The 26171-nt window shown below is 46.6% G+C and carries 19 protein-coding genes; 15 read left to right on the plus strand and 4 right to left on the minus strand.

Annotated features, from left to right (window positions below; genetic code table 11):
• Positions 1-164 precede the first annotated feature (164 nt).
• The gene (locus tag MKY97_RS12465; RefSeq protein WP_342555723.1) at positions 165-983 is read right to left on the minus strand and encodes a hypothetical protein; all 819 of its coding nucleotides are present in this window, start codon (positions 981-983) and stop codon (positions 165-167) included.
• A 532-nt stretch (positions 984-1515) separates the two neighbouring features.
• Between MKY97_RS12465 and MKY97_RS12470 the strand changes: the two genes are divergently transcribed.
• The 7 genes from MKY97_RS12470 (at position 1516) to infC (ending at position 10108) form a co-directional block, all read left to right on the plus strand.
• The gene (locus MKY97_RS12470) at positions 1516-3654 is read left to right on the plus strand and encodes a putative PEP-binding protein (RefSeq protein ID WP_342555724.1); all 2139 of its coding nucleotides are present in this window, start codon (positions 1516-1518) and stop codon (positions 3652-3654) included.
• A gap of 190 nt (positions 3655-3844) precedes the next feature.
• A complete protein-coding gene (locus MKY97_RS12475) occupies positions 3845-5791 on the plus strand; it encodes an LTA synthase family protein (RefSeq protein ID WP_342555725.1) in 1947 nt (648 codons plus the stop codon).
• 194 nt (positions 5792-5985) lie between these two features.
• Positions 5986-6993: an LLM class flavin-dependent oxidoreductase gene (locus MKY97_RS12480; protein WP_342555726.1), complete on the plus strand. Its 1008-nt coding sequence runs from the start codon at positions 5986-5988 to the stop codon at positions 6991-6993.
• A 126-nt stretch (positions 6994-7119) separates the two neighbouring features.
• On the plus strand, positions 7120-7866 hold the full coding sequence (locus MKY97_RS12485) for a metallophosphoesterase family protein (RefSeq protein WP_342555727.1): 747 nt from the start codon (positions 7120-7122) through the stop codon (positions 7864-7866).
• A 118-nt stretch (positions 7867-7984) separates the two neighbouring features.
• Positions 7985-8308 (plus strand): (2Fe-2S) ferredoxin domain-containing protein, encoded by a 324-nt coding sequence (locus tag MKY97_RS12490; protein WP_342555728.1) that lies wholly within the window; start codon positions 7985-7987, stop codon positions 8306-8308.
• Positions 8309-8511: 203 nt separating this feature from the next.
• Complete coding sequence (locus MKY97_RS12495; RefSeq protein WP_342555729.1) at positions 8512-9444, plus strand: manganese-dependent inorganic pyrophosphatase; 933 nt, start codon at positions 8512-8514, stop codon at positions 9442-9444.
• Between the two features lie 166 nt (positions 9445-9610).
• Positions 9611-10108 (plus strand): translation initiation factor IF-3, encoded by a 498-nt coding sequence (infC, locus tag MKY97_RS12500; protein WP_342556315.1) that lies wholly within the window; start codon positions 9611-9613, stop codon positions 10106-10108.
• A 171-nt stretch (positions 10109-10279) separates the two neighbouring features.
• On the opposite strand, the gene MKY97_RS12505 is transcribed toward infC, so the two are convergent.
• The gene (locus MKY97_RS12505) at positions 10280-11104 is read right to left on the minus strand and encodes a protein-glutamine gamma-glutamyltransferase (protein ID WP_342555730.1); all 825 of its coding nucleotides are present in this window, start codon (positions 11102-11104) and stop codon (positions 10280-10282) included.
• 309 nt (positions 11105-11413) lie between these two features.
• Between MKY97_RS12505 and MKY97_RS12510 the strand changes: the two genes are divergently transcribed.
• Positions 11414-14161: a PAS domain S-box protein gene (locus MKY97_RS12510; RefSeq protein ID WP_342555731.1), complete on the plus strand. Its 2748-nt coding sequence runs from the start codon at positions 11414-11416 to the stop codon at positions 14159-14161.
• Positions 14162-14274: 113 nt separating this feature from the next.
• Here MKY97_RS12510 and MKY97_RS12515 read toward each other — a convergent pair whose 3' ends face one another.
• Together MKY97_RS12515 and MKY97_RS12520 are read right to left on the minus strand one after the other, a co-directional pair.
• Positions 14275-14487 (minus strand): hypothetical protein, encoded by a 213-nt coding sequence (locus tag MKY97_RS12515; RefSeq protein WP_342555732.1) that lies wholly within the window; start codon positions 14485-14487, stop codon positions 14275-14277.
• Positions 14488-14608: 121 nt separating this feature from the next.
• Positions 14609-15364: a hypothetical protein gene (locus tag MKY97_RS12520; protein ID WP_342555733.1), complete on the minus strand. Its 756-nt coding sequence runs from the start codon at positions 15362-15364 to the stop codon at positions 14609-14611.
• 677 nt (positions 15365-16041) lie between these two features.
• Between MKY97_RS12520 and MKY97_RS12525 the strand changes: the two genes are divergently transcribed.
• From MKY97_RS12525 to MKY97_RS12555, 7 genes are all read left to right on the plus strand, one after another.
• On the plus strand, positions 16042-17736 hold the full coding sequence (locus tag MKY97_RS12525; protein WP_342555734.1) for a M3 family oligoendopeptidase: 1695 nt from the start codon (positions 16042-16044) through the stop codon (positions 17734-17736).
• Positions 17737-18054: 318 nt separating this feature from the next.
• A complete protein-coding gene (locus MKY97_RS12530) occupies positions 18055-19206 on the plus strand; it encodes an iron-containing alcohol dehydrogenase (protein WP_342555735.1) in 1152 nt (383 codons plus the stop codon).
• A 626-nt stretch (positions 19207-19832) separates the two neighbouring features.
• Positions 19833-20996, plus strand: a complete 1164-nt coding sequence (locus MKY97_RS12535) for a glucose-1-phosphate adenylyltransferase (RefSeq protein ID WP_342556316.1) — start codon at positions 19833-19835, stop codon at positions 20994-20996.
• 113 nt (positions 20997-21109) lie between these two features.
• Positions 21110-22213, plus strand: a complete 1104-nt coding sequence (glgD, locus tag MKY97_RS12540; RefSeq protein ID WP_342555736.1) for a glucose-1-phosphate adenylyltransferase subunit GlgD — start codon at positions 21110-21112, stop codon at positions 22211-22213.
• Between the two features lie 91 nt (positions 22214-22304).
• A complete protein-coding gene (locus MKY97_RS12545; RefSeq protein ID WP_342555737.1) occupies positions 22305-22448 on the plus strand; it encodes a hypothetical protein in 144 nt (47 codons plus the stop codon).
• Positions 22449-22550: 102 nt separating this feature from the next.
• A complete protein-coding gene (locus MKY97_RS12550) occupies positions 22551-24983 on the plus strand; it encodes a glycogen/starch/alpha-glucan phosphorylase (protein ID WP_342555738.1) in 2433 nt (810 codons plus the stop codon).
• A gap of 280 nt (positions 24984-25263) precedes the next feature.
• Positions 25264-26130, plus strand: coding sequence for an effector binding domain-containing protein (locus MKY97_RS12555; RefSeq protein WP_342555739.1), 867 nt, complete (start codon positions 25264-25266; stop codon positions 26128-26130).
• Positions 26131-26171: the final 41 nt, after the last annotated feature.

The raw sequence follows: 26171 nt of genomic DNA on the forward strand, positions 1-26171 counted from the left end.
CGGGTGGCTTTGCCCTGCTCACAATCTATTCAAAGAAACGGCAATAGAAAAAAATCCAAACCGGACAAACGAGGATAAACCTCTGCTTTGTCCGGTTTGGATGTATCGTGTTAGTGCTCTTCACCAAGGTTTGTTTGAAGAGTTTTGAAACAGCCTCGTAATAACTAAGGTGTTACTTTACCTTGAATCAAGGCATTCAAATCAAGATTAAACAAAAGTTTGGAGTTGTGATCATACCATCTGGATTGCGTTTTCACTCCCATCTCCGTAAGCAGTCCGCCTACAAGAACTTCATCTACATTAGGGAATGGCTGTCTCATATAAGTCTTACCCAAGGTAATCTTTTCAATAATATAAACGAGAGGTTCTCTTTCAAGAACGGCGGTTCCATTAATTCCAGGTCCAGTTTGGAGCAGATCGCCACCATACCGATTCCCGTAGAACACTTTAGAACTGCTGTATTTACTTCCTTTATCGTATCTGTAATACACTTTATCTAGACCTACAAAAGTCTGTAAGCCCTTGGTCACTTCATGATAAAAGACGGTCACCGTTACTTTTATTAATTGGTTCGCGTCCGTAGTGTTGCCTCCCATTTGGCGATTAACGGCTGCTAAAGTAACATCAGCTCTATACTGTGATAGAGTTTCGTTTGTTTTAACGTTCTTCGAATCTTGATAATGCTTGGTTGTGTTCTCGATGACTTCATAATCAATCTGTTCTGATTCATCAGCAGCTTCAGTTGATTGAATTCCGAAGGTCATTGGCGAAGCAGAGACAGCAGCTTCAATTTGCACATTGCTTTTACCACTTTCCTGCTTTGGTTCGAAATCTTGAATTATTTCATAGCCTTCTGGCACGGGGAGACGATCAGGAATGGACTGCACCTCGACTTCAGAAGATGAAGCAAACGCGCCAGCAGCTGAAGTTAAAAATAAAAGCGTCGTTAGCGAAAAGCTGAGCAGTATATTTCTTCTTTTCATATTAACCTCCTAAAAACTGGTTTATTTAGTGCTGTTTTTATGCTAACACAATTAAAAATGGGTTGATATAGTAAATATTTATTAATTAAAATTAAAGTTTTCAGGAAGTATGTCATGGGGAAGACATATTTTAGTATTATTTTCCTGCTACTATTTTCCTTTGCAGCTTATTCATAAGTGATACAATTCGTTATGGGAAATTTAAATGTTGGAATGTCTTAATTCAAAAATGTATAGGGGATTTTGAGGCGGTTTGGAGCATATGTTTTTGGGCAGCAGCGGTTATATCTACATATTTCATTAAAGTCGTTCTTAAAAGAACGGCTTTTTTTCTTGATAAGTTTGAAGCGAAGCAGTAATGATCAGCAAAAAAATCTAAACAATAACAAAAAAGCGGAATAACGATTACAAAATGCTGAACCTGTAGTCTTTGAATACGCTCCTACAACATAACATTAGAGTGAAGGCAGTATAGGTTCCAAGCGAAGCTGACTTTCGAACACAGCCATGGACGGCAGATGGGAGAGCTGTAATGACTAAACGGGTAATGCTGATCGAGGAAGATACAGCAGAGATGAAAGGAATGACTCATAGTATCGGAGCTGCTCTCGCAGAACTGAAGCGAGCAGGATGGTCTGTTCCGGCGGGAATGGTCGTCACAGTGGATGGCTGCCGCGCATGCTGTACCCGTTCAGGACCTCTTTCCGGTGAAATGATGGAAGAGCTGGGCAGCGCGGTACGGTATCTTGAGCAGCAGACCGGTATGAATTTTGGTGATCCAGACGATCCGCTCCTGCTTGGGGTCCAGTCAGATCTGGCGGTGACTGCTTCTTCTGCTGAGGCGTGCCGCATACCTTATGTAGGTTTGAATGACAGTACCGTTGAAGGTTTCGCTCGCCAGACAGGCAATCGGTTATATGCTCTTCAATGTTATCTGGCTGCATTACAGCATTATGGACAAATGGTCCTTGATATTCCTGATCTAAGCGCTGAGCACTCCATTGATTCCAAACGGTTCGTTTCTACAGAGATCGAGCTTGAACTGCTTATTGCTGAATGGAAAGAGCGGATCCAGGTCAAAAGCGGTTATGCTTTTCCCCAGGATGTAAATCTTCAACTTCAAGCAGCAGTGCGGGCGGTATTTGCTTCCCCTGACAAGATGAGTGATAGAACGGAATGGTCTAAAGAAAAAGAAAAACATATAGAAAACGAGACAGCGGGAGCACCAGTGCTGATCCAGTCCTTCTTACATGGTAATTACACTGACTATAAGGGGAAAGGCAGCGTTTATACACGTAATCCCGAAACGGGACAAAAAGGCATAATTGGAGATTACCTACCCGCGAGAAGCCGTTCGGGGATGCTGCATGCGCTCTCATACTTAAAAAGAAATAACCCAGCACGTTATACAGATCTTGAGAAGATCTGTATCGATCTGGAGAAGCGTACTGGAGCTGTACAGGAAATCATGTATACGGTGGACTCAGGTTCAATCTGGATACATTCTGTGAAACTGGCGTATGTAAGTCCGATTGCTGCAGTGAGGAGTGCAGTCGACATGGTACACGAGGGACTGATAGATCAAGAAGATGCCCTTCTGCGGCTGAAACCAGAAGATTTGGCAGTGTGTATGAATCAGGAAATGCCAGAGTTGAAAATTGTGCTGGAATGGGCTGATGAAGTGAAGGGCTTATCCATTTTGGCGAAGGTGGAACATGCAGCAGATGCTGTGCAGGCACGAGCCTGGGGTGCGGAGGGAATCGGTCTTTGCACAACAGAAACGATGCTGTTATGTCCGTCCAGAAAACCCTTTGTACAAAAGATGATTATGGCGAATACAGAAGCAGACCGCAGACGCGGGATGGAGCGGTTGCTGCCGATGCAGCAGTCGGACATTGAAAGCCTCTTTGAAATGATGGACGGACGCCCGGTGACCATTCAATTATTTGATTTCCCGCTGCATGAGTTGTTTCCGGGTCCAAATGCGCTGGAAGCACATGAAGAAGAACTGGACGCGGTTTTGTCTGAAATCCATGAAATGCAGCTGGAGGCGCTCTTTCGGGCTGCTGTCAAAAGCATCCGAGAAGGGCTGTGGGTGCGTCCTGAGATCATGATTCCACATGTAGAACATGTGAATGAGATGCAGAAGATGAGGGATTTGGTCGATCATGTGGCAGAGCAAGTGCTTGGTGAAGAAAGACGCCACTGCGTGTACAAAGTGGGAGTGTCGATAGCTTCGTCCAGATCGCCATTGATGGCAGCACAGCTTGCACGATGCGCGGACTTCATCTCGTTTGCTGTGGATGAGATGACACAATCCACCTTTGGCTGGACCCTTGAAGAAGCAGACGAGCAGGAACATTTTTATGGCCACATATCTCACACCGAATATCATGCTTTGCACAAGCTTGATATAGAAGAAATCAGCAGCTTAGTGAAGACGGCTGCTGCTCAAGGTCGAGTCCGCAGGCCGCATCTGAAAACATCCATATCCGGTGAACTTATCGAAGACAGTCGGTCAATTGCATTTATACATGATATCGGGCTGGACGCTGTTTGCTGCAGACCGGAGCAGATTCCCGGGTTCCGGCTTGCGGCAGCACAGGCAGTGATTCGAGCATTACGCAATGACAGGAAGGATGCAAATGAGGATGTATCAACGATTGCCTGAAAGTTTTCTGAAATAAAGTGCATCCGAAGCATGCGTATTTCCCCGGATTTCCCTTTTAATGAGAAGATGGATCAAAAAATCCGGGGATAACCGCATAACCTCAATAGAACAGAAAGCCGAAAACTGTTATACTGAAATATGCGTTTTGTAAAATGAACGTAAAAATTTCAGATAAGGGTTGAACGCAGCCATGTTTACATCGACTACAAAAAGCAGGCAGACTTCTTCACGGGTCTTATTTGCCGTCTTATTTATTTTAATGCTGCTGAAGTTATCTCTTCTGCGGTATTTCTTTTTCAATGGATTATCTGGCGTAGGGCTGTTAACCGATGCACTCGCTGCGCTCACGATTGTATGTGTACTTGACCTTATTGTGCCGATGAGCTGGAAGCGGACGGTATACGGAGCATTTAATGTGCTTTTCTCGCTGGTTCTGTTCGCAGCTGCGCTCTATAATGCACATTTTAGTTCGGTTCCTACGTATACCGCGCTGAGTGAGCTGGGGCAGGTAGCTCAGGTCAGAGGAAGTATCGGGCCGCTGATTCGGCCGCAGCACTTTTTGTTTTTTGCCGATATGATCCTTGCCGTTCCCATCTGGTTTATCGCGCGCAGCAGACGCAGCCGGGCAGGATATCGCAGCAGCTTCAGCGATAACAGCCTGTCATTTGGCAAAAGCCGCTCCCGCTACTGGGGCAAACTGGGGGTTGCGCTTACAGCGGCGTTCTGCATCGTGTTGTCCGGCAGTTTTATTGTCAAAGGGGAAACGATTGATAATGAACTGGTACGGGCTGAAAATCTTGGTTTTCTGAACTACCAAGTGTCTTCCGCTATTCTGACAAGCAGGGAAAATGAAGCTATTGCGAATGGAAATATTAACGAAACGGTTGCCAAGATCAACGCATTGGTCAGTCAATATCCTTATCAGGACAAAGCGAAGAATGGTGCGTCGGTGAAAGCAAAATATTTTGGTCAGGCCAAGGGCAGTAACTTGATTGTGCTGCAGCTGGAGTCCTTTCAAAATTTTCCGATTAACGCTTCACTGAACGGACAGGAATTAACACCCGTTTTGAATAATCTTGCGAAAGAAAGCTATTATTTTACTCGTTTTTTCCAACAAATCGGCCAAGGAAATACGTCGGATGCCGAGTTTATGTCGAACACGTCTATATATCCTACAGGGGTTGTGCCGATGTCAGCGGGGTACAGTGATCGTGACCTTCCAAGCCTGCCGAAGCTGCTGGCCAAAGACGGATATGAGTCCGAGACATACCACGTCAACGATGTGACTTTCTGGAACCGCAACAAGATGTATCCTGCCCTCGGTTTCACAAGATTCTTTGATAAGCCGAGCTTCACGAATGACAAATTTAATGATTTCGGGCCGTCAGATGAAGAATTGTATCGGGTGGGTATGGAAAAAATGACTGCGCATCACGCTGCGAACCAGCTATTTTATGCTCAGTTCATCACAGCGTCGAGTCATTCGCCTTTCACCGTCCCTGCAGACCGGGCGAGGATCGAGATTCCCGGGGCGATTACAAACCAACTGCTGCATGATTATTTGCAGGCAATCAATTATACAGACTATGCGATCGGTCAGCTTATTAATGAGCTGAAGGCAAATGGTTTATGGGATAATACCACGCTTGTGCTCTATGGAGATCACTTCGGATTACCTGAGGATGAGGAAATTACACAGCAGATTCAGGCCAATCTGGGCATTCCGTATGATGGAAAAGTGAGCCGGTTCAATATTCCGCTGATGATTCATACGCCAAAGCAAACGAAGGGGCAGGTGATTGAGCAGCCGGGAGGTCAGCTGGACATACTGCCGACAGTCATGAACCTGATGGGCGTATCGCTGCAGCAGGAGAAGTTCACTGCATTTGGGCATGATCTGCTGAATATGGATCATAATGCGTTCGGCATTCGTTATTATTTGCCGACAGGTTCATTTGTCAACAATGACATTATGTTTATCCCTGGGGCGGGCTTTGACGATGGAACAGCCTACTCGCTCAAAACCTATGAACCGGTGAGCAATCTGGAACCTTACCGTTCCGATTATGAACATGTGCTCAGCCTGATGAAACTGTCTGACGAATACGTTAAGCTGTTACCCAAACGAGCACCATAATGGAATTTAACGAAATAACATTATAATGGAACACCGCTGGCAGGGATGCTGGCGGTGTTTCTTTATAGTTTTCGAAACGTATGGGTAATAAAGAAAGGTTAGCGTAAAGTTTGAAACTGTAATTTATAATGTTACAATGGAGAAGAAAGCGGTTTGAAGCATATTTAATTCACGGACGAGAGGAATGAACATATATGAAACTTAGTGTGCTGGAGCATGGACACATTAGTGAGGGCCGCCAGGTACAGGATGCGCTGCAGGAGGCTGTTACGTTAGCCCGTCATGCCGAACAGCTGGGGTTTTCCCGTTTTTGGATGTCGGAGCACCACGGCGGGGGAGCACTATCGTTTTCAAGCCCGGAGATTATGATCGCTCATGTGGCTGCGCATACGGAACGAATACGGGTAGGTTCGGGAGGAGTCATGCTGCCGCATTACAGTGCGTACAAAGTGGCAGAGAATTTCCGTCTGCTGGAGGCACTGCATCCTGGACGTATTGATTTGGGGATCGGCCGTGCCCCAGGAGGCATGCCTATTGCCAGCAGAGCGCTTAATGAGGGCAAATCGTCGAATGTACAGTTTTTCCCGCAGCAGATTGCGGACCTTGGTGGTTATTTCCACGAACAGCTGCCTGAAGATCATCGTTTTGCTTCACTTGTGGCCGGACCTTCTGTGCCTACTGTTCCCGAAGTTTGGCTGCTCGGTTCCAGCTCGGAAGGGGCCAGAATAGCTGCGGCACAAGGTACAGCTTATGCATTTGCCCAGTTTTTTGGAACGCCGGGCGGCGAAGAAGCGATGAAGCATTACCGCAGACATTTCAAACCTTCGATTCTAAACGACAAGCCGCATTCTATGATTGCAGTCTCTGCTTTCTGTGCAGATACGGAAGAGGAAGCTGCTGAACTGGCGCGCAGCAATGAACTATTTTTCCTGCGGCTTGGACGCGGGTTGGAACAGGGCTCCTTTCCTTCGCTGGAAACGGTTCACAACTACCCGTACACGGCTGTGGAGATGGAACAAATCCGTCAGCGCCGCTCTTTCTCGATTATTGGTACGCCGGATCAGGTAAAGGACAAAATTATCACGATGGCTGAACGGCATGAAGCCGATGAAGTGATTATTGCGTCTGCGATTCATTCGTTTGAGGCACGTCTTCGTTCCTTTAGTTTGATTGCAGAAGCTTTTGGACTGCAGCAGGGCTGAGCCGATAGGAGCGGGAATATAAGTATGGATGGGATTGGAACTTAACCTGGCTTGCGGGCAGCTGCTGCAGTCGGTTCCGGTTCCGGTCCATATGTTGGGCCTCGCCCGGAAAGAGAGGAGATTCACTTGCGCAGATGTATTATGAGTGACATTCATGGCTGTTATGATGAATTCAATGCACTGCTGGAGCAGGTTCAGTACAACCCGGCGCAGGATGAGTTGATTTTGCTGGGCGACTATGTGGATCGCGGCCCCAAAAGCAGGCAGGTCATTGAGCAGATCATGAAGTTAAAGCAGGACCACGGCATTATCATACTCAAAGGCAATCATGATGCTATGATGGTCAAAGCGTTGACTCATGATGTGCAGGAGTATGACCTGCACTGGATTCGCAACGGAGGGTTACAGACACTAGCCAGCTATCTCGATGTTTCCTATGACGGTGACCAGATGAACTGGCATGCTTATGCACATGACAAACAATGGATGCGCTCACATTATAACAATCATCTTCAATTTCTGGACGAGCTTCCGCTGTACTATGAAATTCCTGGCTATATCTTTGTGCATGCCGGGATCAACCCCGACCAAGCGGATTGGAGAAACCAATCTGAACGGGATTTCATCTGGATTCGTGAACCTTTTTACAGCAGACCTACAGCGCTTCAGGAAATGGTTGTTTTTGGACATACCCCTGTGCAGCATCTGCATGAGGAGTCTGGCGTCTGGATGGACCCGCGAGGAGACAAGATTGGCATAGATGGCGGATGTGCTTATGGTGCGCAGTTAAACCTGTTGGAGATCGATGATAAAGGTTGTTTGCAGACGTTTTTTGTGAAAAGGGGACAGGTTACCCTGAACCCGGAGATGTAGTTTAAAGTTATCCGTTGCACGAACCTGGATCGATGTGCTAATTTATAAAGTTGTAATGCAGCACTGTGCAATCATATGAAGATACATATCCTATTGATGTGAGAGGAATGAAGCGAGTTTGGCTATCTATAATCTGGATCAACTGCAGCACCACATTCTACTATGTAACGGTGGAACATGTATGCGTAATGAGGGCGAAGAAGTCACTCAGGCGGTGCGGGACGAAATTGCAAAACAACAGGCTGGAGGATTCATTCATACAACACGTACAAAATGCAACGGTCGCTGTGATGACGGATGTGTAACGATTGTGTATCCGCAGGGAGACTGGTACGGTAAAATGACCCCGGAATCAGGCCGCGAGCTTGTTCAGGCGCTGTGTAAAGGTGATAAACTGGGCAAACATCTAATTGCAAATGTAGCTAATACAACTGCAAATTAGAATAGACAAGACATGGATGAATACAGCGAACGACGTATACTCTTCGCGGTGGTTACCGCTTAGAAAACTGCTCTTTGCATGATGAATAATTAATTCGCTGTAAAGGGATTGGAATTAAGACGTATAAGCGCTATAATCAGTAAGGTATGATTCAAACAAGGGTAGAATTGAACTTAAACTCGAATTGACGGAGGGCTATGAATATGGAAAAAGCATTAATTTTCGGCCACAAAAACCCGGATACAGACACGATCTGTTCAGCAATCGCGTACGCAGAACTGAAAAGTAAGCTGGGCCAGGAAGTGGAAGCGGTGCGCCTGGGCGAAGTGAACGGCGAAACGCAGTTTGCACTGGATCAATTCAAAGTTGAAGCACCGCGTCTGATCAAAACAGCGGCTAACGAAGTGAATAAAGTCATTCTGGTGGATCACAACGAACGCCAGCAAAGCGTAAGTGATATTGAAGACGTGACGGTTGTTGAAGTTATTGACCATCATCGTATTGCCAATTTCGAGACAAGCCAGCCTTTGTATTTCCGTGCCGAGCCGGTAGGCTGTACAGCAACCATTTTGAATAAAATGTACAAAGAGAACGGTATCGAAATCAGCGCACCGATCGCAGGTCTGATGCTGTCCGCCATTATTTCGGATTCCTTGCTGTTCAAATCTCCAACGTGCACAGAGCAGGATGTGGCTGCAGCTCGTGAACTGGCTGCCATTGCTGGCGTAGATGCAGACAGTTACGGTCTGGATATGCTGAAAGCCGGGGCGGATCTAAGTCAGAAAACAATTGCTGAACTGATCTCCCTGGATGCGAAGGAATTTGCTATGGGTACGGCGAAGGTTGAAATTGCACAGGTAAATGCGGTTGACGTCAATGATGTGCTTGTCAAACAGCCAGAACTTGAAGCAGCGATTGAAGCTATTATTTCCAGTAAAGGTCTTGATCTGTTCGTATTTGTTGTTACCGACATCTTGAACAACGATTCTGTTGCACTGGCTTATGGTGCTTCTACAAAAGCGGTAGAGAAAGCCTATAACGTAACACTGGCAGACAACAAGGCACTGCTCAAAGGCGTTGTATCCCGCAAATCGCAGATCGTACCGGTTCTGACAGAGGCATTTAACACTTTGTAATTCTAGGATTAGGTTCTCCGATATGATCTATAGGAAAGCCTCGTTTCTTTAATGTAATCTAACGTTTTAACGTATGTATGAATATAGAGTACCTCACTTAAGCCTGCTCTGATCTTGCGTGATCAGGACAGGCTTTTCATGTCAAGGAGGAAAAGTTATGGCTCAAATGATTAAAAATGAAAAAATTAAGGCAGCCGAGGTGCAGCTCACCGGTCTGGATGGAGAAGACTTGGGGGTCATGCCAACAAAGGAAGCATTGGCGCTGGCCAGGCAGCACAATGTGGATCTGGTCTGCATTTCGCTTATGACAAGTCCCCCTCCATGTAAATTGATCGGTGCCGGTGCCGCTCGTGAAGAAGCACAGCAGGCGAAGAAAAAAGCAGGCAAAGCCCCGGAGAAACGAAAAGTGAAGGAAATTCGGCTTCATCTGGAGATGGAAGATCATGATCGGGATGTCAAGCAGTCACAGGCAGAGCGGATTCTGAAAAAGGGGGACTCCGTGAAGTTTGTCATTCAAGTTCATGGAGCGAAAGAGGGAGAAGCAGGCAAAGCTTGGGCAGAAGCATTGTGCAGCGCACTGAAAGAACACGGCAGAAGATCAACGGGAGTACAGGTTAGCGGCAAGCAGGTTGTTGTGCAGCTTGACCCGCTTGCTGAGATTTAAATGGAGCAGCTCCGTTTTTTTTGCTGCGAACATACGCGGTGAGAAGTCAGAGTGGTCGGGACGACATTCAACATGGATACTTGGCATAGAGCAGTCCCTACCTCCATATAGAAGCAAGCCCAATATCAAGACAGCTTCATCGCTGCTTTCTATTGGGCTTTTCTGTACAATTCAAGTACGGAGATAACGGCTTCCGCCCACTCTGACGTAGAGCTGCCCAGGGAGCACTGGTGTTGATACGTCTGGATTGCTGTCAGGTCGGTCTTTGGCATAACGGGACAAGTAGAGGAAGTCCGGATATATAACCATATCCATTAAATACGCACTGTTCCGACTTCCCGGAAAACGAAACTGGTTTAAGGTATGGATGATCTCCTGAGCACTTGCAATGCCAATGCCATGTCCGTAGTACCCGTTCTCACGCAGCATAATTGTATTCTCACCCTGCCATTCGGGGGTTTCCGGAGAGACATCGGGATTTTTGAAATAAAGCACGTCCCCCGGCAGTGCCGTTTCCTTCCCGTTCTTTTCGGTCAAACGAAGATCACTATCGTAATGCCAGTCAAACAGCAGCAGGTTGCGAAATAATGAATTAAAAGCTTCTTCACGGATACTTCCAAGTACTCCACCGTACAGTACAATGACGGCAGCGGTTGCGCACTCAAATGCATATAAACGCCCGTTCCTCCATATATCTCGAATACCCTCTGCGGGAGTTACATCTGGCCTCAGCTCAAATCCGCCTTCTGCATTACGGTTCCAGCAGGCAGGGTTGCACCTGGAGTCTTCGAATGAGGCAAAGCTGACTCCGCTTCGATTCAATCCTTCGGCAGCGTCTACGAGAGATTCACGTAAGTTCCATTCAAAATGCAGGTGTTCCATGGATTGATACACATATGGTGTAGGGCGATTCTGAAGCTGCTGTAACCAGTGCCATTCAAATGCAGACCATTCGGAGGGCGACAGCTGAATCGGTTGATTCGCAACAATAATCATGGGGCATAACCTCCGTTCATCATTAACATTACGTATGAAAACGCTGTGAAATCCAAACACATCAACTGCGGTCCAACATTTTGTATTCGTTTCGTAAGAAGCAGTATGGATGCATTGTTTAACTATCGTGACATTTGGGGTACTACTCTATAAGATAAAGTTATGTTCAGGTTGATCTGTTCATACGAGTAACATTATGATTAAAGCAGCATTCATCATTTTTTCAATAAAGAAATCTTACATTCTCATTAGAGCAATTTTACATTCTCTTTAGGGTAATCTTATACTTTTAATAAAGGAGGATATGTAGTGTCGAACTCCATCACTCAGAGCCGGTCTCTGTTCGAACAATTATACACACACGCGCCGATCGGCATTGCTGTCGCTTCTCACGTTAATGGACTTTGGGTGCAGTTGAATCCGGCCTTTTGCGAGATGCTTGGATCAACAGAGGAAGAACTGCTGCACACTTCAATTGTACATATGATTTATGAAGAAGATCTCAGGTACGAGGAATTTCGCAGCAATTTTTGGAAAATGACAAACGGCGAACAGCCGATGTATGAGACGGAGGTGCGTCTGAAGCGAAAAGATGGCACGCTGCTGTGGGCTACGATCAGAGCATGCATTGTAAGGGATGAGACATTAGGGGAGCCTCTGTACCTGCTTGTACAGGCCGCCGATATTACCAAGCAAAAAGAAGCCGAACAACGACTCCTTGAACAGCGTAAGCAGCTGGAAGAAAGCAGTCGTATTTCACGCATTCTGGCGGAATCCTCCATGGATCTGATTGCCATTCACGAAGCAGATGCCGAGCGCACGTTCAAATATGTATCGGATGCCAGCAGAAAAATGCTCGGTTACGAACCTGAAGAGATGCTTGGACGCTCTGGAATGTTCTGTATTCATCCGGAAGATATCCCGATGGTGCAGGCTTATATTCGCGGCCAGACGGAAGGACTCACTCCCGAGCGAATCAGTTATCGACTGCTGCATAAAGACGGGTCTGTAGTATGGGCAGATACATTGACGCATTATGTGTGTGATGAGTCGGGCAGCCTGCAGGAGATGGTTGCGGTTACGCGTGATATTACAGAAAGCAAACAACAGCAGTTAAGTTTACAGGAGTACAAGTCTTTGTTCGACTGCAACCCGCTGGGAGTAGCTTCTTTAGATTTGGACGGGAATTTGTTGAAAGCAAATATAGGACAGGAACAGTTAACAGGACATAGTAAGGATGAACTTTTAAGCGGATCTTTTGACCATCTGATTGATCCGGTGGATCTGGAGAAGACACGGTACCACTTTGAGGAGTCGGTAAAGGGTGCAGCCCAGAGCTACGAGATTGGTATGATTCACAAAAACGGGCAGCGCATCGAGGCTAGTGTCATTAATGTACCCATTTTGCTGGAAGACAAAGTGGTCGGTGTTTACGGCATCACAAGTGATGTAACCGCAGCTAAACGTTATGTAGAAGAAATTGAAAATCTGAGTTATGAAAGAGCATTGATTTTGAATGGGATGTCTGAAGGGGTAATCGGACTGAATCTGGATGGATACGTCAATTTCGCCAACCCTGCGGCGGCAGAGATAATGAATATCTGTCCAAACGAGATGAACGGCAAATTTTTGGAAAAAATGATGGTTCAGATGCAGAGTGAAGGCATACCCTATCCTGCCAAAGGCACACCTATTCTGCAGGCCGTTCGCGAAGGAAGAGCACTGCCGCGTACAGAATCGGTATTCTGGCGTCAGGACGGGTCCAGCTTTCTTGCTGAATTCCAGCTCAAGCCGATTATGGATCAAGGGAAAACACGCGGGGCTGTGCTGGTTTTCCGCGATATGACGTCGGTAAAAGAAATTATTCGTGCGAAGGAAGCTGCAGAGCATGCAGACCGTGCGAAATCGGAGTTTCTTGCCATTATGAGCCATGAACTGCGTACACCGTTAAACGGGATTATGGGAATGGCACATCTGTTAATGGAAACAGAGCTGGACGAGGAACAGCGGGGATTCGCAGAAATCATGATTGATAGCGGAGAGTCGCTGCTCTACATTTTGAATGAAATTCTGGATTTCAGTAAAATTGAAGCAGGCAGGATGGATCTGGAGCAGGGGCCTGTAGATATCCGGGACTTGCTGAACAGTGTAATCGAGCTGTTTTCCATTAAAGCCTCGGAGAAGAACATTGAACTTTTTAGCGAAATCTCATCGCAGATTCCTGAACGTGTAGGTGGAGATGAGACAAGAATTCGTCAGATTCTTATCAATCTGGTCGGCAACGCTGTTAAATTCACCGAAAAAGGAAGCGTTACGATCAGTGCGGAAATGAATCATTCACCAGAGCATGGTCCAGATCATCTGATGCTGTCGTTCAAGGTGAAGGATACAGGTATAGGCATTGCTCTGGATAAACAGCATCAGTTATTTCAGTCCTTCTCGCAGCTGGATCCATCGATTAATCGTAAATTCGGAGGGACGGGGCTGGGTCTAGCGATCAGCAAAAAACTGGTAGAATTAATGGGCGGAGCGATCGGTGTTCAGAGTGAGATCGGCAAGGGAGCGGAATTTCAGTTCACCCTTGTGTTAGAGAAGTGGAACGAAGAAACTACAGATGCAGAACATGAGGTCGCCGCAGCAGGGGAGCTGCCGGATCGCAACCATCTTGCAAGCGGGATTCGAATATTAATCGCCGAGGATCAAGCTGTCAACAGTCATCTGCTGGAGGAGATGCTGCGCAGATTCGGAGGCGCATGCGATGTCGTGGGGAATGGGGCACAGGCTCTAGATTCTCTGGCGAACACGCCGTATGATCTGATCTTCATGGATGTTCAGATGCCCGTAATGGACGGAATTGAAGCAACTCGTGAAATCAGAAAAACGCATCCCGAGATTCCTGTCATTGCTGCGATTACTGCCTTTGCAGGGGATCGTGACCGGGAAGCTTGTTTGCAGTGTGGAATGCAGGACTTTATAAGTAAACCTTTCCATTCAGCAGAAATTATTCGTGTCTTGAACACGTGGATACCTTTCATTCATTCTCAGCGGGTGAAATGACAACGGAACAAAAAGCAGGGGTTTCTCCCTTGACCAGGGTAGAGCGTTTATGTTGAATTACAAATTTGTTCAAAAAAACCTTTATCTCCATCGAGATAAAGGTTTTTTTGAAGTTAAGACCATCCACCAATTAACCCTGAGAGGGTTACACACTCATCATCTTCCAATTCGGCAATTAGCGTGAGATCTTCGTTATCCTGCGGATTCACGGAATATAATTCCCGGTGTCCGTCCTCATGTTTGATGATGACTAACTGATTGCCGCCTTTTGTATGAAATTGGTACTTTACCCCGATACCAGGCAGGGAGCATTCCCGAATATTCATGAAACTTGTTCACCTCTTTAACTTTTGCTCAATCTTCATGTTAACCGTTCACACAGTACGGATGTATTCTACTATCCATAACACGGTTTGGCAAGTCACAAATCCAACTGTCCGCGGAGTGTCATGTATTTTTACGATGCGAACCCGGATGTTGCTGTTTTTTGGTCCGTCTGCGCCGAACGAAGAACCAGATGATCAGTGCCAGGATCAGCACAAGACCGATGACGGCGACCAGCAGGATATTGCGGATATTCGGAATCTGTACCGTGAGATCCATCTTATTTTTTTGCAGGGGAGCAATGTTCCAGATCAGCGTTTTACCGCCGTCCTGTACTTGATCTGCATTGGAATCTTCGGCTTTGATCGGGAGGGACAACTTGAAATCAAAATTCATATCCTTCAGCAAAAGCCGTTTGAGAAAAGATGGGACATTGTTGATCTGTTCTTTAATATCCCCATCCGGCATGGATTCCATAAGGTCAGCCTCGGCAGTAATATGCATTTTTGAGGTGAAAAACCCTGGAATCGTGGATTGTTCGAATCGGATTCCCGGAGGCATATTCGAAGTGTTAAATCCGGTCATACTGCCTTTTTCGTAATGGTTTGCTGCCTGCAGCACGTTTCGATCACCCTGCTTCGTAACTTCCGTTTTAAAGTTATTTCGTTCCAAACTTTGAGCCAGCAGGGGCATAAGGTTATCTTGTCCAATCTTGCCAAGCGCTGCATCAGTGACACTCAGATTGAGATTCAGGTCTACCGTTCCGTTCATATTTACGGTGACATGAGCTTCTCCATCCGCACAGGCGGATAAAATGAAGAGCATCAAGGCAAGCATAGAGGAGAGCAATAATTGACGTATAGGAATGCGAGTTGACATGGTTTCCTGCCTTTCTGTGTATGTCTGCTGTAATTATGTTTACCCATATCCATCCAATCCGAATTATAGTATACAACGGAACATCTGCAGATGCTAACATGAAGTATAATGCACGGCAGATGGTGACATAACAAGCATATGATCTGGTGAAAAACAATTGAAAATAGCAATTCAATATGACATATATCCTTGATTTAAATTAAAGATGTCGTATTTTTGTCAATGTTCGGTCAATTCAAACAGCTATTCGGCGTGTAAACTGATAAAGAGATGAATATACGGGCAAGGGGGGTACATTCATGACTTATATTATTATTCTGGCTGTTATTATGGTTGTGGGTATGATTGGAATGGGCTGGTTCTATAAGATCGTTGACGAGGATAAACATTAATCTTCGAACCTGTTGTAAACACTTGAAAATTAGACAAGCCTATAAGCTGGCTTCGCTGCTGCGGAGCGGGCTTATTTGTATTGGTCTAGTTCAGCTTTATTATTTTTTTGGAAATTTAGATCTCTCACGTAATGATGTAAACTGTTCAGTTCTTATTTGAAACCATTTGACCGATGGACAAATATTTTTCGTAAAGTTGGGATTTTTAGGCTTTACTTTTGTATAATAGGGGATAGCTTCTCGGGTATTGCCCGAAATTTGTCAAACAGGAAAGGGTGTACATAAATGAAGTTTAGCGAATATACGTATACACGTCCCGATCTGGAACATATCAAAACCTCTTTCGGTGAACTGCTGAAGGGATTCGAAGCAGCGAATTCAGTGGAAGAGCAGAGCGAATTCATGGACAAGATCAATGCACTGCGCAGTGATTTTGAAACGAAGGCACAGCTGGTCTACATCCGTCATTCGATTGATACGAATGATGAGTTCTATAAGGCAGAGAATGAGTTCCTGGATGAAAGTCAGCCTGTTGTTCAGGAATATATTACCGACTATTATCGTGCACTGGTGAACTCCAAGTTTCGTGAAGAACTGGAGCAAAAGTGGGGGACCCAACTGTTCCAGCTCGCTGACCTTTCTTTGAAAACATTCAGCCCGGAGATCATTGAAGATCTCCAGAAGGAGAATAAACTTTCGACGGAATACAACCAGCTGATTGCTTCAGCCAAAATCCCGTTTGAAGGGGAAGAGCGCACACTGCCTCAGCTCCACCCGTTTGAGCTGTCCACAGACCGATCCATGCGGGAACGCGCTTCGAAGGCACGCTACACGTTCATGGCTGAGCACGAAGCAGAATTTGACCGCATTTACGATGAATTAGTGAAGGTGCGTACACAGATTGCGAAGAAGCTGGGTTATGCAAGCTATGTAGAGCTGGGTTACGACCGTATGAACCGTACAGATTATAACGCGGAGATGGTAGCTAATTTCCGTGCTCAAGTCCGCGATTACATCGTACCTGCTGCTACCAAACTCAGAGAACGTCAGCGCAGCCGGATTGGTGTGGATACGCTCTATTTTTACGATCAGGGCTTCAGCTTCAAGACAGGCAACCCGACACCTAAAGGTGATCCGGATTGGATTGTTGAGAATGGGAAACGGATGTATGCCGAACTTTCACCAGAGACCGATGAGTTCTTCCAGATGATGACCGAGAATGAGCTGATGGATCTGGTTAGCAAAAAAGGCAAGCAGGGCGGCGGATACTGCACATTCCTGAACGATTATAAAGTGCCGTTTATTTTCTCTAATTTTAACGGTACGTCGGGTGACATTGACGTGTTGACACATGAAGCGGGACATGCTTTCCAAGTGTATGAGAGCCGTAATTTTGCTGTGCCGGAATACAACTGGCCGACCTTTGAGTCTGCAGAGATTCATTCGATGAGCATGGAGTTTTTCACATGGCCGTGGATGGAACTTTTCTTCAAGGAAGATACAGATAAATATAAGTTCGATCATCTGTCCTCAGCACTGCTGTTCATTCCATACGGGGTAGCTGTGGATGAATTCCAGCATTTTGTCTATGCGAATCCGGATGCGACACCGACGGAACGCAAACAGGCTTGGCGTAACATTGAGAAGATCTACCTGCCGCACATCAACTACAAAGACAATGCATATTTGGAGCAGGGCGGATTTTGGCACAAACAGGGCCATATCTTCTCATCACCATTTTATTACATCGACTACACGCTGGCACAAATCTGTGCATTCCAGTTCTGGAAACGCAGTAATGCAGATATGAAATCAGCATGGGCAGATTATCTGACATTGTGCAGAGCAGGCGGCAGCCTGTCCTTCACAGGTCTGGTAGAGCTTGCGGGTTTGAAGTCGCCGTTTGAAGACGGATGTGTGTCGTCCGTAATTGGCGAGATTGAAGCATGGCTTGATGGTGTGAACGACAAAGCCTTGTAAGCAGGAAGACAAGGGAACGCAGTCCGGAATGATTCTCTTATGAGGTGTAAACACTATTAAAATCAAGAAATGTGAGACGGCTTGTACCTACGGGTATCCGAGTCGTCTTTTTGCTATTTGTACAGAAAGTTAACAGATTAACGAAGCAGCATCCACACGAAATTAAACGCAAAATAATCAGATGAAATCGGAACATCTTTGTAACACCAAGGAACATTGTAACATTTATCAGAGTAATTGTGATTTATTTCACTATAGCTGGAAACGGATTCAGTTACAATAAAAGGAGTAAATCAGGGTTACAGGAGGCTGGTTCAGATGGCAACACATGCATATTATGTTCCACCCGTGAATTTAATGGGCAGAGGATGTTTGCAGGATGCAGCTCCATTGATTGAACAGATGGGTATACGCAAGGCGCTTGTTGTTACGGATCAGACACTGGTTACGTCAGGCACTGCTGAGTGTGTATTGTCTGCTCTGCGAAAAGCAGGGTTAGATTATGTCGTATATGATGAGGTACAGCCGAATCCGACTTGCCTTAATGTGCATGAAGGATTACAAGTATTCCAAGACCATGGCTGTGACGCCATTATATCGATAGGCGGAGGTTCACCGCAGGATGCAGCAAAGGCGATAGGTATCGTTGCTGCAAACGGTGGGCATATCCGTGAATATGAAGGACTGCATAAATCGAAGGTTAAATCGGTACCGCTTGTCGCTGTCAATACAACTGCAGGGACATCAAGCGAAGTGACGATGAACTACGTCATTACAGATGAGGAGCGAAGAGTGAAGATGGTAATGGTAGACCGAAATTGTCTTGTTGATCTGTCGGTGAATGACCCCGAGCTGATGCTGAGCAAACCTGCCAGTCTGACCGCGGCTACGGGCATGGATGCGTTAACCCATGCGGTGGAAGCGATGGTTACACCTGGCGGTTTTACGGTTACAAGTGCAACAGCTGCAGCTGCGGTCAAGTTGATCTTTGAATATTTGCCAAGAGCGGTGAAGGATGGCACGGATCTGGAAGCCAGAGAATATATGACATATGCGTGCTTCTTGGGAGGCATCGCTTTCAATAATGCGGGTCTCGGATATGTTCATGCGATGGCGCATCAACTGGGCGGGGTGTACGACCTGCCGCATGGAGTATGCAACGCGATGCTGCTGCCTTATGTGGAAGAAATGAACGCCAAACATGTGCCGGACAAATTCCGTCATATCGCCAAAGCGATTGGTATGGACGTGAAGGAACGCACGGACAAGGAATGTGCTGATTATGTTATCGCAGCGATTCGAGAACTGACGAAGGAAGTAGGTATTCCTGAGAAGCTGTCCGAGCTCGGCGTGCAAAATCCGGATGTGGAGCTGCTTGCAAGCAATGCGATGAAGGATGCCTGTGCACCGGGCAATCCGCATCAGCCATCCAAGGATGAAGTGATGGAGCTATTCCGTAAAATTATCTAGATGATCGCTTATGACTTGGAATGGATGCATACTGAATTACGGGAGCTGCTCCCAACCTGTCTTGATAAATGCATGAAGCTTGGAGCCGGAGAAATCCGGCCTTTTTGCATGGGATAAACCGATCCTGCCTCCCGCAATATTTTACCATATTATTACCAAAAGGATTTTAATTCCTATTTATCGAATAGATTAAAAGAACAGCGGCTGGGCAAAAAAAGTACGATTCAAACGTACTGCGCCCTAAAACATTTCGATGTCGCCGTTACCGCAAGATTCCCCGATCGAATTCCTGTTTAATGGGTAATAGGATTGTTTATTTGCACCCACTGAACAGTCTTCAATGCAAGTGAAGTCCGAATAACCAACGCGAATTACAGCATCAACACCATCTGCATGATCTGTATTATCCAGTCCATCAACACAATCATCATCGTGGTTTGACAGCAAGACCAGCTCACTATTCCAGTTATTGCTTACGAAAGACGTCCGGTTACATATGAGTGATGTCTTGTTCCGTTACACATCTGTACAGCATGCTCTTAATCAAGACAGCCGTGTTTTACAACAGCATATCGATTATGGGCTCTGATGAATCAGAATGAATGCACGTGGAGGAGGCTGTAATGATGGCAAAAAAAGAGGTTGTCGCAATGCTGCTCGCTGGGGGGCAGGGTAAACGCTTGAAGGGTTTGACGAAATCACTGGCGAAACCCGCTGTTTATTTTGGAGGAACATACCGTATTATTGATTTTCCGCTGAGCAACTGCTCGAACTCGGGGATCGACACCGTTGGGGTATTAACGCAATACGAACCGCTTGTTCTGCATTCTTACATCGGTATTGGCAGTGACTGGGACCTGGACCGCAAAAATGGCGGGGTATACGTACTTCCTCCTCATGAACGGGAAGATGGAAGTAACTGGTACCGGGGTACAGCTGATGCCATTTACCGCAACCTGAATTTTATTGAACAATTCGATCCCGAACATGTGCTGATTCTATCCGGTGATCATATCTATAAGATGAACTATGACAAGATGCTTCAATATCACAAGGAAAAAGATGCCGACTGCACCATTTCAGTTATTGATGTGACCCTGGAAGAAGCAAGCCGCTTTGGTATTCTGAATACCCATGAGGACTACAGCATCTATGAATTCGAAGAAAAGCCTTCACAGCCCCGAAGCACGCTTGCTTCCATGGGCATCTATCTCTTCAAATGGGATGTGCTGAAACGATTCCTGATTCAGGACGAACAGCAGGCATCCACCTCTTACGATTTTGGTAAAGACATCATTCCCCTGCTGCTGGAAAATGAAAAATCATTATTCGCCTATCCTTTTGAGGGGTACTGGAAAGACGTTGGAACGATTCGCAGTCTGTGGGAATCCAATATGGATTTGCTCGACGAGGAGACACCCCTGAATCTTAATGATCCGAACTGGCGTATTTTTACCCGCAATCCGAACCAGCCCGCTCAATATATATCGCCATCCGCCAAGGTGCGCAACTGCATTATCAGTGAGGGCAGCATCGTACATGGAGAAGTCAATCATTCCGTCCTGTTCTATGGAACCGAGGTTGGAGAGAACAGTGCAGTCATCGATTCGGTTGTGATGCCGAGGGTCAAAATTGGCCAAAACGTATCTATTCACAAATCGATCATCTCTGAAGGCTTAGTGATTCCCGATGGAACACGGATTGCGCCTGCACCGGGAGACGAAAGTGATATTTTACTGGTGGATCAGGAGGAATTGGAACGTCAGCTTCGTCAAGGAATCACGAATTAGATGGTGTTTTCAAGGAATAAGGTTGATTTAAGGTTATCCGTAGGTCCCTCAGTCATTTTGTGCAGATGCGACTTTATGTTTTTCCAATATGGTTCAAAAGGACGGTGCGCGCGATGAAATCATTGATTGGAGTAATTAACCTTGACCATGAGCTTGAAGAATTGAAGGAATTGACGTACTTTCGCTGCGGTGCCGCGGTACCGTATGCCGGGCGTTATCGTCTGATTGATTTTGTACTGTCCAACATGATGAATGCGGGTATTGAAAGTATTGGCGTCTTTGTCCGCCGTAAGTACCGTTCACTGATGGACCATCTGGGAGATGGAAAGCCATGGGATCTGGACCGCAGACACGGAGGCATGTTTATCCTTCCACCGGACTGGAACGACCCGACCGATACGTCACAGGGTGACCTGCAGCATTTTCATAACAATCTGGACTTCTTCCATAGAGGCGCAGGGCAGTACGTCGTGCACGCAGGCAGCCGGCATGTGACCAAAGCTGATCTTCAGGATGTCTATCGGTATCATATAAGTAAAGGAGCCGACGTGACACTGGTTTGCAAAAAGGTAGACCAACTCCTGCCTGAACACGACACCTGCATTAAAGTGGACCATGACGAGGATGGAAATGTGGTGGAAATTCACCAATGTGCGGACCACACGAATATATATACAGAGATTTTCATTATGGAAAAAGAACTGTTCCTCAAACAGGTGCAGCGATGCATTGAGCATGGGGAAAGTCATTTCTTCCGTGACGCAATTCAGAGAAATCCGGGCGGTTTGAAAATCGCAGCGTACGCTTACGAAGGATATCACGCGGTGATCAATTCCGTTGACAGCTACTATCGCAACAGCATGGACCTGCTCCATGCAGGACAGTACGAACAGCTGTTCAAAGAAGATCCTGTGCAGACCAAGATTAAATACGAAGCGCCTGCCAAGTACCTGGAATCGGCCGATGTCAAACACTCGCTGCTTGCCAACGGCTGCATCGTAGGCGGTGAGGTACAGGACAGCATCCTGTTCCGGGGTGTCCATGTAGCGAAGGGTGCTAAGATTAAGGGATCAATCATTATGCAGAAATGTTATATTGGCGAAGGCACGGTGCTGGAGAACGTCATTTTGGATAAAGACGTGAAGCTGACTGGCGGACAGACGTTAATCGGCGACCCGTCCAATCCGTATATTTTGGCGAAAAGCACTATTATTTAAAGCAGAAATTCGTCCGATATTTTCTATAACGATATAAAAAAATAAAATCCTGCGGGTTCGTTTTCAGGTTCTTATGCATTAGAAGTAACTCATGACTCGCGTTCTTGCTAACGTGCAGCGTAGTGCAGGGGACGAAATCAATTCTGAAGAAGCGAAGCGCTCGCCTTTGTCTCTCCATTTCTACCTTGTGAAGGGTGATGAGGAAATGGAGAGACAACAGCGATCGAAAGAATGATTCGTAACCGAAACGGTCACGTTGCTGAAACGCCTGAGTACTGAGTTCTTAGCATCACGAACCGCCCTCAACCCGCAGGGTTTCACCGGGAGGAACCTACTTTTGTTTGACAACAAGGAAACGTTCAAGTCGATCTTTCAACGCAATCTCGTCAGCAAACTGGGCAAACCAATTGAAGAAGCTACGCAGGATGACGTGTACCATGTACTCGGCAGTATGATTCGTGAATATGTGGGTCAGGATTGGGCGGCCTCGAATCAGGGATTCAAGCAGCGTCAGGATAAACAGGTGTATTACTTCTCGCTGGAGTTTCTGATTGGACGTCTGCTCGGCAATAATTTGCTCAATGTGAACGAACTGGAACTGGTTCGCGACAGTCTTGCGGAACTTGGCTTTTCGCTGGAGTGTATTGAGGAACAGGAAGCGGATGCTGGACTGGGTAATGGAGGACTGGGAAGGCTTGCTGCCTGTTTCCTGGACTCTTTGGCCTCACTCGGTTATGCGGGACATGGCTGCGGTATCCGCTACAAATACGGTCTGTTCGAGCAGAAAATTATCAATGGCAATCAGGTAGAGCTGCCGGATAACTGGCTGGAAAAAGGCAATGAGTGGGAAGTGCGGCGTCCCGACAAAAAGGTAGAAGTGCAGTTCTGGGGCCGCGTCGAAGCCTATGAACAGGACGGACACTACCATTTTGTCACGAAGGATGCAGAATCCGTTGTAGCCGTACCGTATGACGTGCCGGTTATCGGGTATGGTCAGCCTCATGTTAATACGCTGCGGCTGTGGAGTGCGGAGCCGAAACGTGAAACGTCATTGGATACCCCTTCCAATTATTACGGGTACCTGGATTACAGCCGCTCGGTTGAATCCATCTCTGAATTCCTTTATCCCGATGACTCCCAGTATGAAGGTAAGCTGCTGCGTTTGAAGCAGCAGTACTTTATGTGCTCGGCCGGCGTGCAGAGTGCTTTGCGCACATTTAACAAGCTGGGGCTGCCGTATGATCGTCTGCCGGATAAAGTGGCGTTTCATATCAATGACACTCACCCTACGCTGGTTATCCCCGAACTCATGCGTATTCTGATGGATGATAAGGGCTGCGGCTGGGATGAAGCTTGGGACATTACCACGCGAACCGTATCTTACACGAATCACACTACACTGAGCGAGGCGCTGGAAAAGTGGCCTGTGGCCATGATCAGCAAGCTGCTGCCGCGTATTTATATGATTATTGAAGAGATTAATAAACGCTTCTGCGCGCTGCTGCTGGATCGTTACCCGGGTGATTCGAATCGCATCGAGCATATGGCGATTGTAGCAAACGATCAGGTCCGCATGGCCCATCTTGCTATCGTAGGCAGTCACAGCGTTAACGGCGTGGCCGCACTGCATACCGAGATTTTGAAAGAACGGGAGATGGCGCCGTTCTATGCTTTATATCCTGAACGCTTTAACAATAAAACCAATGGTATTACCCATCGCCGGTGGTTAATGCATGCCAACCCGAAACTGTCGGATCTCATTACCGAAACGATCGGGAATGAATGGATCACGGAACCTGGCAAGCTGGAGAAGCTGGCCGAGTATGCCGATCAGTCCGCATTCCAGGAACAGTTCCGTGCGATCAAACGGGATAATAAAAACCGTCTGGCTTCTTACATTCTCGATCATACCGGCACGGCAATTGATCCTGATTCGGTGTTTGACGTACAGGTGAAAAGGCTGCATGGGTACAAAAGACAGCTGCTGAACATTTTACATGTCATGCACCTGTATAACAGGCTGAAAAGTGACGCTTCGTTTGATATGGTACCGCGTACGTTCATCTTTGGAGCGAAAGCAGCCCCGAGTTATTATTTTGCTAAAAAAATTATTAAACTGATTAATACGGTGGCAGACACGGTGAATCGGGATACAGCGGTAAATGACCGATTGAAAGTCTTTTTCCTGGAAAACTATTCTGTTTCCCTTGCAGAGAAGATTATCCCTGCAGCCGATGTGAGTGAGCAGATCTCAACAGCGGGTAAAGAGGCGTCGGGTACGGGAAATATGAAATTCATGATGAATGGCGCGCTGACGATTGGTACGATGGATGGAGCAAACGTCGAGATGGCGGAGCAGGTAGGTGAAGAAAATATGTTCATCTATGGTCTGCGTGCGGATGAGGTCATGGAATATTATCGTAACGGCAGCTACAGACCCAATGAAATCGTCGATCAGGATGAACGAATTCGTCAGGTAGTGGAGCAGTTAATACATCCAGGGGCATTCTGTGATCGAGACGGGGAGTTCTGGGATATTTATGATTCGCTGCTCGCCCATGGAGACGAATACTTTGTACTGCGTGATTTTGCGGCCTATGCCGATGCACATGCAGCAATTGATCAAGCATACCGTAATGTCTCGGGCTGGACCCGAAAAGCTGTGCTCAACACGGCACATTCAGGTATCTTCTCTAGTGACCGAACAATTAGTGAGTATGCCACCGATATCTGGGGCATCCATCCCGTGTCCGGACACTGGAATGGTTAGTATACAGAAGTTGTGAGCATGAAGGCCGGTACGCGCAAAGACCCGCTGCACCTTTAGAAATTTTCTCTCTTGTTCCAATGTCTGCGCCCTGCAGTGAGTTAGGATTGCTGCAGGGCGCGGCTTTGAACAAGATTTTTTTGTTTTCGTAGGAAACCAAAGCATTTTAACACATCAAGTCCGCACCCGAGATCAAAAAACAAAGCCGTTTCTCCGTCATACTAAGAGAAGAAACAGAGAAGCAAAGAGTACGTATCTTACATATGAACAGGAGACGACCATTATGGATCATTATTCACGCATTCAACTTGCGATTGAGCACTTGGAAGAGCATCTGCAGGAGCCTTTCAACATCAGCGATGTGTCAGCGGCAGCGAGTTTCTCGGCTTTTCATTTCCAGCGTTTGTTTCAAGCGATTACAGGCTTTACTGTATTGGAATACGTGCGCAGGCGGAGATTAACGGAGGCAGCTTCTGCTTTGCGGAATACAGCGAAGGGTGTACTGGAGATTGCATTGAACTATGGTTATCAGTCGCAGGAAGCATTTACCCGGGCATTTGATATCCATTTTGGAACCACCCCCGCCCGGTTTCGTAAAACAGAGCAGCCCGATGCCGAGTCCCGGATGCAGCGGAGCATTGACTTTAATGCATACCGTTCACAGCTTGGTACAGCGTTACATATGAACCCACCGCGAATGGTAACGCTGGAGCCGATTCAAATTATCGGTTACGAATATAAGACGAATCTCAATGATGATCAGCATTATGCGGACGTTCCTGGATTCTATGATGAGTTTGGACGTGAACAGAAGTTCATGCGCATTCCAGACCGGATTCGCCCGGATATGGCCTATGGTGCCGCGGATCATTTCCAAGACGATGGCGTATTTTCGTTTATTATCGGGGAAGAAAGCGCAGCAAATGGGGATTTGCTGGAGCCGGGATATACTCGTCTGGAGATTCCGGGCGGATTGTACGCGGAATTTACAACCGAAGGCTCCGAGCAGGACGTACGCAAAATGATCTATGGCAGCTGGCTGCCTTCATCCAAATACGAGCGCCGGGAAGGGCCGGACTTTGAGGTCACCGATGTGTGGAAGTCAACGCCCGAGCGGCTGGACATGAAGATCTACATCCCTATAAAATAGACCTTACCGCTCACTTGGCGGAAAATAAGGTCGGAGGGATC

It is taken from the genome of Paenibacillus sp. FSL R7-0652 (assembly GCF_038595045.1).
GTDB lineage: Bacteria > Bacillota > Bacilli > Paenibacillales > Paenibacillaceae > Paenibacillus.

What these genes read in the sequence shown, in the direction of transcription:
- MKY97_RS12470 (WP_342555724.1), top strand. Translation starts at nt 1,516, where the DNA reads ATGACTAAACGGGTAATGCTGATCGAGGAAGATACAGCAGAGATGAAA.
- MKY97_RS12545 (WP_342555737.1), top strand. Translation starts at nt 22,305, where the DNA reads ATGACTCGCGTTCTTGCTAACGTGCAGCGTAGTGCAGGGGACGAAATC.
- MKY97_RS12515 (WP_342555732.1), bottom strand. Translation starts at nt 14,487, where the DNA reads ATGAATATTCGGGAATGCTCCCTGCCTGGTATCGGGGTAAAGTACCAA.
- MKY97_RS12520 (WP_342555733.1), bottom strand. Translation starts at nt 15,364, where the DNA reads ATGTCAACTCGCATTCCTATACGTCAATTATTGCTCTCCTCTATGCTT.
- MKY97_RS12495 (WP_342555729.1), top strand. Translation starts at nt 8,512, where the DNA reads ATGGAAAAAGCATTAATTTTCGGCCACAAAAACCCGGATACAGACACG.
- glgD (WP_342555736.1), top strand. Translation starts at nt 21,110, where the DNA reads ATGAAATCATTGATTGGAGTAATTAACCTTGACCATGAGCTTGAAGAA.
- MKY97_RS12525 (WP_342555734.1), top strand. Translation starts at nt 16,042, where the DNA reads ATGAAGTTTAGCGAATATACGTATACACGTCCCGATCTGGAACATATC.
- MKY97_RS12475 (WP_342555725.1), top strand. Translation starts at nt 3,845, where the DNA reads ATGTTTACATCGACTACAAAAAGCAGGCAGACTTCTTCACGGGTCTTA.
- MKY97_RS12465 (WP_342555723.1), bottom strand. Translation starts at nt 983, where the DNA reads ATGAAAAGAAGAAATATACTGCTCAGCTTTTCGCTAACGACGCTTTTA.
- MKY97_RS12535 (WP_342556316.1), top strand. Translation starts at nt 19,833, where the DNA reads ATGGCAAAAAAAGAGGTTGTCGCAATGCTGCTCGCTGGGGGGCAGGGT.
- MKY97_RS12480 (WP_342555726.1), top strand. Translation starts at nt 5,986, where the DNA reads ATGAAACTTAGTGTGCTGGAGCATGGACACATTAGTGAGGGCCGCCAG.
- MKY97_RS12555 (WP_342555739.1), top strand. Translation starts at nt 25,264, where the DNA reads ATGGATCATTATTCACGCATTCAACTTGCGATTGAGCACTTGGAAGAG.
- infC (WP_342556315.1), top strand. Translation starts at nt 9,611, where the DNA reads ATGATTAAAAATGAAAAAATTAAGGCAGCCGAGGTGCAGCTCACCGGT.
- MKY97_RS12530 (WP_342555735.1), top strand. Translation starts at nt 18,055, where the DNA reads ATGGCAACACATGCATATTATGTTCCACCCGTGAATTTAATGGGCAGA.
- MKY97_RS12505 (WP_342555730.1), bottom strand. Translation starts at nt 11,104, where the DNA reads ATGATTATTGTTGCGAATCAACCGATTCAGCTGTCGCCCTCCGAATGG.